Source organism: Lentilactobacillus kefiri, from assembly GCF_009739535.1.
Lineage (GTDB): Bacteria > Bacillota > Bacilli > Lactobacillales > Lactobacillaceae > Lentilactobacillus > Lentilactobacillus kefiri.
The window spans coordinates 835,257-848,553 of the sequence record NZ_CP029971.1 but is presented as its reverse complement, the minus strand read 5'-3'; the positions used below and the strand labels follow the sequence as shown (position 1 = coordinate 848,553).

General features: G+C 42.0%; 11 protein-coding genes. 4 read left to right on the top strand and 7 right to left on the bottom strand.

The genetic code is table 11. The features are described 5' to 3' along the window. Positions 1-116: 116 nt before the first annotated feature. From DNL43_RS04240 to DNL43_RS04225, 4 genes are all read right to left on the bottom strand, one after another. Positions 117-1,475 (bottom strand): IS4 family transposase, encoded by a 1,359-nt coding sequence (locus tag DNL43_RS04240; protein ID WP_095347980.1) that lies wholly within the window; start codon positions 1,473-1,475, stop codon positions 117-119. A 206-nt stretch (positions 1,476-1,681) separates the two neighbouring features. Continuing rightward, positions 1,682-2,200: an ATP-binding cassette domain-containing protein gene (locus tag DNL43_RS04235; protein ID WP_056982518.1), complete on the bottom strand. Its 519-nt coding sequence runs from the start codon at positions 2,198-2,200 to the stop codon at positions 1,682-1,684. Continuing rightward, complete coding sequence (locus DNL43_RS04230; RefSeq protein WP_056982520.1) at positions 2,197-3,327, bottom strand: ABC transporter transmembrane domain-containing protein; 1,131 nt, start codon at positions 3,325-3,327, stop codon at positions 2,197-2,199. Before DNL43_RS04230 ends, DNL43_RS04235 begins: the two co-directional genes overlap by 4 nt. A gap of 1 nt (position 3,328) precedes the next feature. Then, a complete protein-coding gene (locus tag DNL43_RS04225) occupies positions 3,329-4,930 on the bottom strand; it encodes an ATP-binding cassette domain-containing protein (RefSeq protein WP_056982522.1) in 1,602 nt (533 codons plus the stop codon). Positions 4,931-5,873: 943 nt separating this feature from the next. Here DNL43_RS04225 and DNL43_RS04220 point away from each other — a divergent pair. The 3 genes from DNL43_RS04220 (at position 5,874) to DNL43_RS04210 (ending at position 7,486) form a co-directional block, all read left to right on the top strand. Next, on the top strand, positions 5,874-6,134 hold the full coding sequence (locus tag DNL43_RS04220; RefSeq protein WP_056982524.1) for a type II toxin-antitoxin system Phd/YefM family antitoxin: 261 nt from the start codon (positions 5,874-5,876) through the stop codon (positions 6,132-6,134). Further along, entirely contained in the window at positions 6,127-6,426 is a 300-nt protein-coding gene (locus tag DNL43_RS04215; protein WP_054769824.1) for a Txe/YoeB family addiction module toxin, read from the top strand. Before DNL43_RS04220 ends, DNL43_RS04215 begins: the two co-directional genes overlap by 8 nt. Positions 6,427-6,610: 184 nt before the next feature. Continuing rightward, entirely contained in the window at positions 6,611-7,486 is an 876-nt protein-coding gene (locus DNL43_RS04210; RefSeq protein WP_054769823.1) for a phage tail tip lysozyme, read from the top strand. Between the two features lie 243 nt (positions 7,487-7,729). Here DNL43_RS04210 and DNL43_RS04205 read toward each other — a convergent pair. After that, positions 7,730-8,505 (bottom strand): IS5 family transposase gene (locus DNL43_RS04205; protein ID WP_094753971.1). Its coding sequence is split into 2 segments (ribosomal slippage): positions 7,730-8,178 and positions 8,178-8,505, totalling 777 coding nucleotides; the frame shifts between segments, so codons are not numbered across the junction. A 343-nt stretch (positions 8,506-8,848) separates the two neighbouring features. Between DNL43_RS04205 and DNL43_RS04200 the strand changes: the two genes are divergently transcribed. After that, a complete protein-coding gene (locus tag DNL43_RS04200) occupies positions 8,849-10,507 on the top strand; it encodes a hypothetical protein (RefSeq protein ID WP_056981578.1) in 1,659 nt (552 codons plus the stop codon). 135 nt (positions 10,508-10,642) lie between these two features. Here DNL43_RS04200 and DNL43_RS04195 read toward each other — a convergent pair whose 3' ends face one another. Both DNL43_RS04195 and DNL43_RS04190 read right to left on the bottom strand, forming a co-directional pair. Then, on the bottom strand, positions 10,643-11,482 hold the full coding sequence (locus DNL43_RS04195) for a D-alanyl-D-alanine carboxypeptidase (RefSeq protein ID WP_109249129.1): 840 nt from the start codon (positions 11,480-11,482) through the stop codon (positions 10,643-10,645). A 177-nt stretch (positions 11,483-11,659) separates the two neighbouring features. Further along, positions 11,660-12,898, bottom strand: coding sequence for a hypothetical protein (locus tag DNL43_RS04190; protein ID WP_054769623.1), 1,239 nt, complete (start codon positions 12,896-12,898; stop codon positions 11,660-11,662). Between the last annotated feature and the right edge of the window lie 399 nt (positions 12,899-13,297).

Below are 13,297 nucleotides of genomic sequence, written 5' to 3'. Positions count from 1 at the left end.
CTGATATTCGTAATGAATACCAGCGACATTTTTATTGAATACTATCTGAAACTTGAAAGTATGAAGACAGACTGATCCCTTGGTATCACATGGCATATTTTAATTAATTTAACCATTTAGCTTGCTGTTAACAGCGAAACTAACCGTTTCGGCAAAAATGTGAAGAACTGATTCATCATCTGAATAATTTGGGCTCTTCTTGCATAAACTTCATGATTAATAATCGTTTTTAACGAATTTAGAAGCCATACCAGTGCTTGAGACAACTCAATATCTGGCATGGCTTCGTTCATTATAAAGAATAAATCCCCAATGGTGCGATCATCCTGATTTTGCCGTTCCTGCCAAGCTAATAGGTCATAAGTCATCATGACAATTGCTAAATGGCCACAAAGCCCGTCATAATTTTGAACTTGTGATTTGTCGAGCCGCAAGTATTGCTTGGCAACTTTAAAGTAATTCTCAATTTGCCATCTTCGGGCGTATAGTTGAATGATCTCTTGTGGCTGAAGGCCTAACTGAGTCGTTGCCAGTACTAGGTAGTCATCTTGACGGGCCCGATTAGCCACAAATACCAAGCGAAGCTTGAATTTTTGGTTCCCGACGTGCGCTTCGACAAAGCAGCTGTATTGATAAGCTTGCTTGGGTTGATATTTTGAGGCCTGCAGTCGCTTGTATAATGCTTTAACTGAATATTGCCGTCCGCGATATTGATAGTAAATTTTGCTGGACCGTTTAAGCATGCCCACGCCGTTTAATCCCAACTTGGTTAATTCATAGAACATTTTTGGTGAGCTATACCAGCTATCAAATAACACATAGTCAGCTAGAACGCCATTTGCGAGGGCTTGCTTGACAAGTTGCAATGAAACGAGGTTCATTTTTTGCTGTGCTTGGCGACGTCTCCGGCCAGCAATTGTTCGTTGATCGGTTGTTTTAGCTGATTTTCCAAGGACGTTTTGTGGCTTCTTGGAAGACATTAATGCAAAGTTGATCGGTAAGAATGTATTGGCGTCACTCCAACCCAAAGTTAAAGCCCGGTATCCCTTAATATATAACTGTTTGTCATGGTCAAAGACTCGCGCTAGTAATTCGGTTTGGGTGGCGTACTCACGGGAAAAGAGTGTATCGTCAATGATCAATGCTAACCGCCGCCGGCGGTCAATAAACGGTCGTAAATGCTTGATTAAATGACTCCCAACTTGACAAATCAAGCGTTGCCAATTGATCCGGCCATCGTTCAAATTATTTCTGACGGTGCGACTGGTAAAGTTAGGTGTTTCATGGGCTCGATAAAGCGAGCGTCCCAGGAACTTTGTCGTGACCAGCCATTCAATGACCTTCATCAAGCTGATTTCTGAATGCCGGCGATAATTCACCAACTTGGTGAGTTTAGATAGACCAATGAGGGAAGTAAATTGATGAACAATATTGTGAAGCTCGTTTTCTGTATTTTTTTGTCTTATAATATTCATGACGTAAGTCTCCTTTGTATCTTGGTTTTGGTCGACTAAAGTATACAACGCAGGAGAGCTTGCGTTTATTTTTTGCCAAAAAAGCCAATAACCACACGCCTTTGGCGTGATTATTAGCTTTCATGTTTCAGATACTATTCAATTAAATACGTTTCTTAAGTTCCTTGCCCGTTTCTTTAAATCCCAAATAGCATTTCTACATATTGTCACCTTGATTGTTTCAACTTAATCGTGCCATCTTCGATTTCGTAGTGCCTCATTTCAGAGGTATTCTGCATTGCTCTGTGGGTAATCATAATCGCTGCTACTGGGAGTTCTTTAATTGTTCGCTCAAAGTCGTTGGCTGACTGGTCATCCAAGTTGGCGGTTGGTTCATCGAATAATATGAAGCTGGTATTCTGAACCAGAGCTCGAGCAACGCCAATCTTTTGAATTTGCCCTGAAGAAAGATTTCCGGCGTTTGATGAAAGGATTTTGGTCTCGTCCTTTTTTGGAAGACTTTCGATAAAGTCCCATAAGTCGGTCTGCTTTAATACTTTCTCATATTGCTGCGACGTGATACTTCTGCCCAACAGAATGTTCTCTCGAATGGTTAAGCTGAATAACCTCACTTGCTGGGGCACATAGGATAACTTAACTTCACCGGGCGCAAATGGAGTTCTTGAATCATCCAGGTAATGCAAACTGCCCTTATTTGGCTGTTGGAATCCCAGTAAGAGTTTCAAAAAGGTTGTTTTTTTGAACCGCTGGGACCCGTTAAGATGATCTTGGTCTGCGGGGTTAATTGCCAATCCAGGTTGACATCTTTTAAAACCCAGCTTGTCTCTTGACCGTACTTAAAGCTCAGGTGGCTTAACCGCAGCGTTTTTATCTCGTTTGGATGGTTGGACGACTGTTTCGCGATCTCAGAAGTCGTGCCAAATGATAATAGCCGTTTTGCAGAAACGGATGCTCTTAACAGTTGGTTGTATAGACCCGGCATTGTGTAAAAGATCCAGGTAAAGCTGCTGTTCAAGACATTAAATCCCATGAACTGGCCGATGGTAATTTGATTTTTAGCAACGAAGGTCAGACTGATGACCAGGGAAGTGACATCGAATAAGAAGCCGGCACCAACGCTAATACTTTCGATTAAGTGTTGGCTCCGGGCATTTTCAAGTTGGCTTTGCGTAAACTTTTTATATTTCTTTGAAAACAGATTTTGGGCAAAGCGTTCGGCATGGAGCGTGTGAAGCAGGACTTTAGCATCAAAAATTTGAAGGAGGGTTGTCTGCATGGTATCCTGATCCGTCTGACGCTGTTGCTGGGTGGTTAGGATCCATTTTCCGGTTAATTTCGGAATTAAGAGCGATACCAGACCCAGTGTCAGAATGATTAACGTTAACCAGGGTGAAATTAATATGCCAAAGATGAATGCGGCTAAAAATGAAGCGGCGCCGGCAATAAAATCTGTTAAGGAAACCGCCAGCGACTGTGAAATGATTGGGGCATCGGAATTATTGAGTGACAGCCAGGCTCCTAGCGGCTTGCTTAGAACCGCATCGGCTGGCTGAGACAGAGAGCTTTGGAATACCGTGTTGGTGATGGAATTTTCAATGGATAGCTGAAGCATTCCTTCACTTATTTTTATCTGTCTTTGAATGATGCCGATTAGAACGCCAATGAAAGCAAGGCTGCCGCCGATGACGATAAACTTTGTGAGTGACTGGGTGGTAATTGCAGAAACAAAATAATTCAGGTAGTAAGCCAGCACAAATTCCAAGCAGGCAATGCCCACTGCCATAGCTACCAGGCGATAATAGTGGAGCTGATAGAGAATATCACGGCAATACTGAATAACGGCTTGATTCATTTTAATCACCAACCTTAATAACATGATCATTTGGCTCGATTAAGTCAAATGTATGACTGACGATAATAATTCCGTGGTTGTGAGCGATTTTGCGAAATAACTGGATGAGTGATTTTTGATTGCTTTCATCGATATCGGAAAAGGGTTCATCCAAAATCAAGTATTGCCGATGAGTCAATAAGGCGCGGGCAATGGCTAGTCTTCGGATTTGGCCCTTCGAAAAGTTGGTGTCTTCGCCAACCACACTTTCCAGTTTTTTGGGTAGTGAATTGACGGCGTCAAACATTTGGACCTGGATAAGCGTTTGAGTCAGCTCTTGGTTAGTCACTGATTTCCCTAATTTCAGGTTATCAGCAATGGTGGTATTAAACATTTGACCAGCCTGTGGAACAAACGCGGCATGATCTGCCAGTGATAACAAGTTATGCCCAGCGTTTGTACGAACCATTAGTGAGCCGCCATCGATTGTTAAGACACCCAACAGAATATGTAGAAGCGTTGTTTTACCGGCACCATTCCTGCCGATCAGGAAAGTGATTTTTCCAGGCTTGATGGTGAAGGATAGGTTCGTCAAGGTAGGATGATTATTCTTTGGATACTGATACGTAATCTTCTGACCTTCGATGCTTTTAACTGGCTCTTCTGCGCTGGAAAGGGTTTGTTTGACCTTGGTGTTAGTTGATAAATGATTCGTAACCCGCCCCAAAGATACCTTCTGCCGGGCCATAAATGCCAGGACAATTGGAAGAGTCAAAAACGGATCAAAGATTGAGCCAATCCCAGCGTTCCAGATACCCAGCATGACATCAAAGTGGATCTGATGGGCGTTGACCAGTAACAATCCTACAAACAGCGAAACAACTTCCATGACATAAATTCCACCACGCACAACCCCATTGCTTGACGCGGTGGCGCCGACATCTTGACGCAATAAGGTTCGCTTGCTGTCAAAGAGCCGGTTGTTAACCGATGTTAACCATTTTGAAGTATTAAATATTCGGATTATTGCTAGGTTGTGATATACATCCGGCAAAAAGTTCTTCTGTTGATCATCACTTAATTGATAAGCTCGGCGATAGCGCACGTCTTTGACGTAAAAGTGGTGGGCAATGGCATACAGCCCGCATCCAATGAAAAGGTAAACGAGACCGTAAATCCAGGAATTATAAAATGTGTAGATTAATCCGCCGCCAATGATCATGACAAAATCAATTGCCGGCATAACTCCCATCATAAAATAATTTGCAATATTGTCAGCGTCTTGGTTAACCAGGTTAACCATTGTGCCGTTATCCTGATTAAGATCGATTTCTCGCAGTGAGCTCGCCAAGAGTTCCTGACTGACAGATTCAATTACCCGCTTCCGCAGTCGCTCCGAATACATCGAGTATGCATAATACACACCAGCATAAATGAGGGAGGCAATGGTCAGCACACCCAGAATCTGATATAAGATCGTTAATTTCTGGGCCAGTGCTGCAGCAACCCCATATTGCAGCATGACGGACACGAATACATTGAAGCCGTTAATGTAGACTTTTGCAATTATTAAAAAGGGGTAATCTTTTAAAGCAATATATGAGAATTGTTTGGTAGATTTCATCTTGACACCTGATTTCTTGGATCAAATGTTGAGTGCAGCAGAAGATCCTTTTTACGGTTCATATATGACAAATTCCATGCGGGCGAACGGATTACCGTTGAAAAAACAATAATACAAATTGTATGGAAAGTAAACACCTAATTTAATGATAAGACAATTAATATTTGATAAATTTTAGGCCCCTGGATTGAGGATATATATGATTAAATAAGCTGATGTCAAGGACTTATAAGAGATTTGTTGATATTTAGAATAATTTGAATATTAAGTTTCCTTTCTAAGATTCGATACTAATCTGGTGTTTGTTTATGCAGTAGATAAGTGCATATACAAAAAATCCGCTCCCAAACATCAAGATGATGTTTAAGAACGGACCAAACTAATTATTTAACTCAATTAAATACTTTTCTTAAATTCCGTACCCTTTTCCTCAAATCCAGGCTTACCAAGCAATACAACCATGTTTTGCTTGTATGTCCCAACACATGGTTGGTTGAATGGGTTAATTCCGTTCAGGTAACCCAAGTTGGATTTTTAGATTATTTGATCAAAATAATAAGATAGACTTATATTGAATGTAATTGTCTTGTTTAAAATGTAAGTAAAACACCCTTAATCCATGTTAATTACAGAAAGAAAATTCTTAACAAATAAAAGTGCTTTTCATTTGACTTGAATTGTCAAATAAAGTGCAAAACTACATTAAAAAATATTTTATAAGGGGTTTTCAGATGCTCGATTTCAATTCATACCAGGCTCCAAATTGAATAGGACTAAAAGCCGAGGGGAATGCGCACTGTTCTCTGTTAATTGATCTTCTACCCCTACTTACCGTATGGATGTTCCAATCATACTTATTCAAAGTTAAATTAGTTTACGTACGGGATGCCGTACGCTATAATTAACCCTGTAAAGTAAATAACTATTGAGAGAAGGAAACATTATGGAAAAAATTGTCAATCCAACTAAAGCCCGTTCAGAATTATTTGCTTTAATTAAGGCTGCTAATCAAGATTCCAAACCAGTGCTCATCGCTGGCAGTGACGACGAGAAAAGTGCTGTTTTGATGAGTAAGCGGGACTACGACGCCTGGCAAGAAACATTGGAATTAATAATGAATGGTCAATTACCGGATGCTCTCAAACGTCAAAATGATCCAGACGTTGATCTAGATGCAATGATACGAGACATCGATCATGAGTAAATGGCACCTGAAAATTAAATCAACCGCCAAAGGTGACCTAAGAAAAGTATTGAGAAGTCCTTTACGTCAATCGTTTGAAAGCGTTAAAGCAACGCTTGAAACTGACCCGTTTTCGCCAGTGCAATCCTTTGAGAAGTTAACACGCCCGGCGGCTGGATTCTATTCCCGACGAATTAACGGTCAACACCGGGTCGCTTATACCATTGATAAAGACAACAAATTGGTCACAATCTACTCTTGTTGGGCGCATTACGAGGATATGAGTGGCAAATCCGGTTCCCGGAAACACTAAACAATCTTAACTAAATGAACTAATTCAAACTGAAAGCCTCAGACCAGATAAAAATCTGGTTTGGGGCTTTTTCGTATTCAAATTATTCTTTATTGTAATTTGTTGGTCACTGTACCATTAGTTTTAATCCGATCACGTTTAGAGTTACCAAACAGAAATAAATTCTCTGGCAGATGGCCTGCACGTGGATTTCAGTTATGACTTTGATGGTACGTTGTTAGGCGATCAGTCAAATTCGAATAATGGCGGAGGCTCCGATACGCCAACAGATGCTTTACACCAACACGCTAAGCAGGTTTATGACTACTTTAATAAGAAGGGCCTATCTGACGCGGCTATCTGTGGGATTTTAGCCAACTTCCAACATGAATCGGGAATTAATCCAGATCAGTGGCAGATTGGCATGCCCCACACCTGGTCAATGAGCTCTTCGACTGGTTATGGGATTGCCCAATTTACGCCAGCCGGTAAGATTAAAGCCTATGCCGATAAAGTTGGCAAAGCAGTGAGTGATATTAACACGCAACTCGACTACGTCTGGAGTCAGATCACGGCTACCGGTGGTTTTTACGGTGGTAGTAAGACATTAGTTCAGTTTGCCCACGATACAGATCCGAAAGTCGCCGCCCTGGACTTCCTACAAGGTTATGAAATGCACTCCAAATCAACGGATGCGTTAGCAGACCGGCAAAGCAAAGCTGCTGCTTGGTGGACGCTTTATAACAAAGGCAATGCCGGCACCTATGGTGATGGTGGCAACAACAATGACAACGATGTGAAAAACACACCGGAAGGCTACACCATTCAAACCAAGGGCCAATTCACCTTTAATACCAATTGCCGCAACACTCCCGAAATGAGTGATGCTGGCTTGGCAACTTATAAGGCCGGCCAGACGGTTAGTTACGACCAGAAGGAAAAGAATGACAATCACTTCTGGTTATCGTACCTTGGCACCACTGGTACCCGGCACTACGTCCCGTATGCCAACATTTCTAAGAACACGTACTTTGGAACGGATACCAATCCCGGTGACCCCGTTAGGAAGCAAAAGAAGTAACCCAGGGGTGACAGAAGGACCCAAAAAATACCCAAAATGGTGACAAAGACGACAATTTTAGCCGTTGTTTTCATTGCATAATAGGTTTTGTGATCAGGCAGGCTATTATTGGAGCTCCAATAGTAGCCTGCTACTTCAAGGATAGGCCGGACTTTTCTTGAAGGGGATCACCAAATCGTTAAGTGAAAATCGTTCTTTAAAAGACGTCATTAAACCACGAATGAACTAGGGTCTGTCTGGAAACTATTTAAGCCAAATCAAAATTGAAGCAATGTAAATGGTTTGTAGAAAAACATGCACTAGTTTATCATATCGCGTCGCAATCCGCCGGTAATTCTTCAATTGATTAAAGTAATTCTCGATCAAATGGCGTTCACAATAGACGTAATAATCACAATCCCACTTGTCTTGGGCATTACTTTTAGGTGGAATCGTATATTGACCGCCTTCAGCTTCAATATACTGGCGCAGTTCCTTAGTCCCATAAGCTTTATCGGCAATCAGATTAACGCCGGCTAAAGCTAATTGTCGCAGTAATGGTTCAGCTGCCCGACTATCATGAACTTGGCCGCCGGTAAGGATAAAACATAATGGATTTCCAAGGCCATCCACCACCGCATGAATTTTAGTGGTTCGACCACCACGGCTTAGACCGATGGCTTGATTCTCAACGTCACAGCGGGCGTTTTTTTAGCGCCCGTGGCCTTTTGATGAGCTCGAATGCTAGTTGAATCGAGGCTGATATTTTCCATATCCGGTTCATCGATCAAATCCTTAAAGATCCGTTCAAACAAGCCGGCATCAACCCAACTACGATAACGACTATAGCTGGTTTTCCATGAACCGTATCGTTCAGGAATATCACGCCAGGTGGCGCCACTTTTTAGCAACCAGAGAACCGCATTAAAAACTTGGCGATTAGGTATTTTAGGTGGGCGTCCGGTTTTATAGGGCGGAAAACGGTCCTCAATCCGGGCCCATTGCTCATCAGTAATTTCATAACGTTTCGGAATTGTCATCGGCGAAAACCTCAATTTGTTTTTTATCAAGATTATACACGATTATTTTGTTTCCAGACAGACCCTAACAAAAATCAATTAAGAAAGAGGTTTTATATTATGGACACAAATGCAGCACAAAATACACCAGATGGCTATTCAATCAGTATGAATGGTTCATTCTTATTTAATACCAAGTGTAAGATTCGTCAATCAGCTGATATGAGCTGGTGAAGACGTTGTCTCTGGTCAGACAGTTTATTACTCTGGTAAGGAGAAAAACGGTGACCACTTCTGGTTAACCTATACCGGCGCTGATGGATCACCCTTATATGTTCCATACGCTAATATTACGTCTGGCAATATGTTTGGGACCGATAACAACCCTGGTGATCCCATTGAGTCGTCAGATAATGGCGGTGGTGGTGACAACGGCGGTGGCGGTGATAATGGTGGCAACGACGATAATGGTGGAGGCTCAGACAATTCTGGTTATATTGGAAACGACACCTATGATTTAAAACAGGCTGGTGCAGATAATCAAGGTAATACAGATATTGATGATATCTTCAATTCATTGATTAAAATTCAGCCAAAGGATGGTAATACCTCAATTACTGTCCAAATTCCTGCTGGTTATTATAAAGTTAAGCAACTGACATTTGACTCTTCAAGTTCCAATATTAATATTGAAGGGCTTGCGGGAGCAATCTTAGTTGGTGATAATGATGCAGGAGCCGATCCAGCAGGCCATGAAGGAGCAGAAATTGATTATTCACAAGCCTCAAACATTTCATGGAGTGGCGTTACATTTAAAGGCTCTTTGCCAGATGGTAACACACCTACAAATGAAGGGCGCTTAACTCATAATATTCTCCATTCAGATTCGATTTCATTTACTAAATGTGTTTTTGATCAAACTGGACATTCTCTTGACTTGGGCGGATCAAGCAATATTCACATTTCAAGTTGTGTATTCTTGGGGAATGCAACTGGGACAGACGAGAGTGGTTTTGCAGGTTCTACGGAATACCCAGCTCTTTATAAAGAAGCTATTCAAATTGATTATGCTAAAAATGTCAGTGGTGGTGTTGCTTCAGACAGTTCACTTCTTGACTCAGCGCCAACACATGATGTAACTGTTGATGGTTCACTGTTTTTGCCAATTTATACAGACTCAAGTGTATCTTCACTGTACAAGTATGCACCACTACCACTGGGCCAACATGATTCTGATAATGCAGATGATATTATTCACAGCATTCAACTAACCAATTCGTTTATGCTGGATATGAAGCCAGTAAATTACAATGGTGATGGGCTTGATGCTCCGATCCACTTTACTGATTCATATGATATTCAGATCACAAATAATACAATTGAACGTCGGCAAACTAAAGTTTCACCTGCCGTATTCTTATTTGAATCTGTAAATATTCAACAGGAAAGTTCTGGGGTATCGTCAGGTGTTACAGAAGGTAATATTCATGTTGATCAAAATACTATTTATAATATGAATCCGCAGTTAGTTCATACTATATTTAATGCCGGAGCTTCTGAGGTAACAAAGGTAGCACCCGCATACGCAATTTTTGCAAAGAAGACTCACGACATGGATAACCTTTCGTTTTCATCAAATACGATCCATACTTACCGTTCAATGACGACACCTGAAAAAATTGATGATTTCAGTGAAGCCCAAAAGAAAGCTAACATTACCAAGAGTTCTAATGTGCGTTGGGCAGGTGTTGGAGCAACCACAACTAATAATGATGGTAACACGCGAACTGGTGATGCGGGCGCTCGGGTATCTGGGAATGAGTCATACCATGAGAGTCAAACACAGAATATTATTGGTATAGATCCAGATGGTAACCAGTTCAATGTTCAAACTGTAAACGTTCAGCGTAACTTACCGTACTTGGTATCAATTTCTGCGCAGAATGGTTATTCTCCAGCCTATAGTCAAGTTGTTGTTGGATATGATACTGATTCAAACAATATTTATGTGCCATTCATTTAGAATAATATGGAGTAAGTATTAAAGCAAAATGTCTTACTTTTGATTTAATACTTGCCGTGTAAAAGTAGGGGAGCCCCACACAAAGTAGTTCTTAGACTACCTTGTATGGGGCTCTTTTGTTATTAAAATAAATGATTATTTATCACGGTATAGGATGATCATTGAAACGTTCATAACGCCGCCATCGTATCCATAATAATTAACGAAGGTTGAGATACCAATATTTGAGGAAATATTGAACTGCTTTTTGATGGCAGATGCACAAATTTGGTTGGATATTTTTATAGATTTATCGGCATTATCATCCTCTAGATCACTAATCGTATCACTATCAAGTATGATGTACTTTTCGTGAAGGCCGGTTGCATTTACATTGTTTTTGGCAGCATCTTCGGCCAGTGAAGTTGTGGGTGGATTTCCATGCGATTCAGAATAAGCAGCTTGACGAGCAGTGGTTAAATTCTTGAGGCTCGAATCTATAGTGCTTCCAGTAAGTGATAAATAAGATTGGGTAATTCCATTTCCAGTTACTGTTTCATTTGTTGTTTGGGATCCAGAATTGTTGGGTGTTTTTCCGCCAGTTCCTGAGTTATTGTCGCTAGGATTAGTTGTATTTGGATTTGCTCCGTTGATCAAATATCCGCGCCAAACGATCCCGCTGATTGTCTTAGCCCCATTAGTGACGTAATAGTAGACCCCCTTTTTCCTAGTGTAGCTAGAACGCATCAGGATACTTTTGGAAACATACCAAGTGGTATTGGGATAGTTCTTTAAATTGTGTAGTTTGCGAGTATGGGTTGGGTTATAAATGTATGCTGATTGGTGGCTGGTAGCGTGATAGGGCAGATTATCACGGTTAACGGACTTAACCCAATAGTATCGTGCCGAAGCTTGAACTGGCATTCCAGGAGTGACGGTTCCGATGATTCCCAAAGCCACTGAAGCAGAAACTAAAAACAAGATGCTTTTTTTCATAAAAGATACCCCCGTGATTGCATTTTATAGTAGTGAAATGAATTTAGCTTACCGAAAGCCTTTGCAAGAAAAATGATTATTACTAATTGATTGATACTGGCATAGATTATTGCAGTTGAGTTAGAAAAGGTCTGAATAATTAATTATTCAGACCTTTTTCAATGATGAGCAAATGAACTACTTAGCTTTGACCACGGCAACGTATTGTGTGCCGCCAAAGACGGCGTCGGTATTGACGAAACTCTTAAAGGTGTAACCGGATAGAATATGCTTTTTGGCAAAGTCGGCCAAAGTTAAGCCGTCAGAGTTCTTGTATTTGCTGACAGCGGTGCCGGCATTGGCATCGGCGTTGACCGCCGTGAAGGTCTGATCAGCCTTGTCAATGGGGTTGTTATTGTTGTTGGTAGCGTCCAAGTAAACCACTTTGACTTGCGCGGCTTTTTTAACTTCAACGTACTGGGTGCCACCAAAGACGGCGTTGTCATTGCCAAAGGAAACAAATGCATAGCCCGCTGGGACATGCTTTTTGGCAAAGTCCTGTAAGGATAATTTATCCGCGTTGACAAAGGAACTGGCGGCAACTTGACCGGCTTTAGTCGAGGTATCAGTGGTGGTAAAGGTTTGGTTAGCTTTATCAACTGGGTTATTCGTGCCGTTTTCGCCGTCCAGGTAAACAACCGTGACGCTATTGTCACTAGTACTGTTATTTGCAGGCTTGGCTTCGGTCAGATTATCTTTGTTCACCCATTTACCATTTAGATCGCCATTGACTGAGGCTAATTGATACCAAGTCGTATTGTCTCGGGGATTGGTGACGGCTATAGTAACCGTAAAGGTGGCGTCTTTATAGTTGGCCAAGGTGTTAATGGTTGGCGCTGCGCCAACTTTATATTGTGTGTTGGCGGGAGCGTCATAAAAGACGTTGTTGGTCGTTTGGGCCAAGGCGGTGTCCGTTAATTTGAACGTGGTTTTAGCATCCGGCGCAGTCGCGTCTTGGGTGGTGGCGTAAGGGGTAATCCCGCCGCCAAAGGTGCCGGTGGAAGTGCCACCGTAGATCCAGCCGCGATACTGACCATCAAAGGTGACGACTTTGTAATAGACCGAACCGCGGTTAGTGGTAGCAACGCGGTAAGCGCGGACATTGGAACCGGCAGTATTGGCAGCGGCCAGGGTACTCAAACTGGCCCCAGACGCAATGACCCGGGCACCGTGTAAGGTGCCGGCTTTAGTGTAAAGGGCGTTGTTACCGGTAAAAGCGACGTTGCGAGTCGTCGGGTCGGTGGTTAGTTGCTGATTAGACGTTGTCCGGGCGTAGAGCTTGGCCGCAGCCGGTTTCGCCGTTGATGTACCGACGATGGCGGTTAACCCCAACGCAGCCAGGCCGGTAAAAAGTGATGCTTTTAAAGTATGCTTCATGAATTTGTCCTCCTAATCAAAACCTCAAGTAATTAAAACGATCAGCTTCTTGTTGAAGAATGACAGTATGTAAGCAATCAGTTGACCCTATTGATAGGATACCACATATATCAAATACGAACGGTTGGGTTTTAGTAAAAAAACGTTTACATTACCATTTTAGTACCCAATAAGGTTACAATCGTTACCCAAAATGGTGACAAAGACGACAATCTTTGCTTAAATCAGCTGGCATAATTGATATGGTGGTTAAATGAAACGTCAGACCGTCCTTTCCCCCGGGACGGCCTGGCGTTTTTGTATCCAATCAACGGTGTCGCGAACCGTTTGACTGGATAAGTTCCGGCCACCCAGGAGGGGAACAACGCAAATAACTACCGAATCACTCAATTGAGTGAT

What these genes read in the sequence shown, in the direction of transcription:
- DNL43_RS04200 (WP_056981578.1), top strand. Translation starts at nt 8,849, where the DNA reads ATGTTTGGGACCGATAACAACCCTGGTGATCCCATTGAGTCGTCAGAT.
- DNL43_RS04220 (WP_056982524.1), top strand. Translation starts at nt 5,874, where the DNA reads ATGGAAAAAATTGTCAATCCAACTAAAGCCCGTTCAGAATTATTTGCT.
- DNL43_RS04240 (WP_095347980.1), bottom strand. Translation starts at nt 1,475, where the DNA reads ATGAATATTATAAGACAAAAAAATACAGAAAACGAGCTTCACAATATT.
- DNL43_RS04225 (WP_056982522.1), bottom strand. Translation starts at nt 4,930, where the DNA reads ATGAAATCTACCAAACAATTCTCATATATTGCTTTAAAAGATTACCCC.
- DNL43_RS04230 (WP_056982520.1), bottom strand. Translation starts at nt 3,327, where the DNA reads ATGAATCAAGCCGTTATTCAGTATTGCCGTGATATTCTCTATCAGCTC.
- DNL43_RS04215 (WP_054769824.1), top strand. Translation starts at nt 6,127, where the DNA reads ATGAGTAAATGGCACCTGAAAATTAAATCAACCGCCAAAGGTGACCTA.
- DNL43_RS04195 (WP_109249129.1), bottom strand. Translation starts at nt 11,482, where the DNA reads ATGAAAAAAAGCATCTTGTTTTTAGTTTCTGCTTCAGTGGCTTTGGGA.
- DNL43_RS04190 (WP_054769623.1), bottom strand. Translation starts at nt 12,898, where the DNA reads ATGAAGCATACTTTAAAAGCATCACTTTTTACCGGCCTGGCTGCGTTG.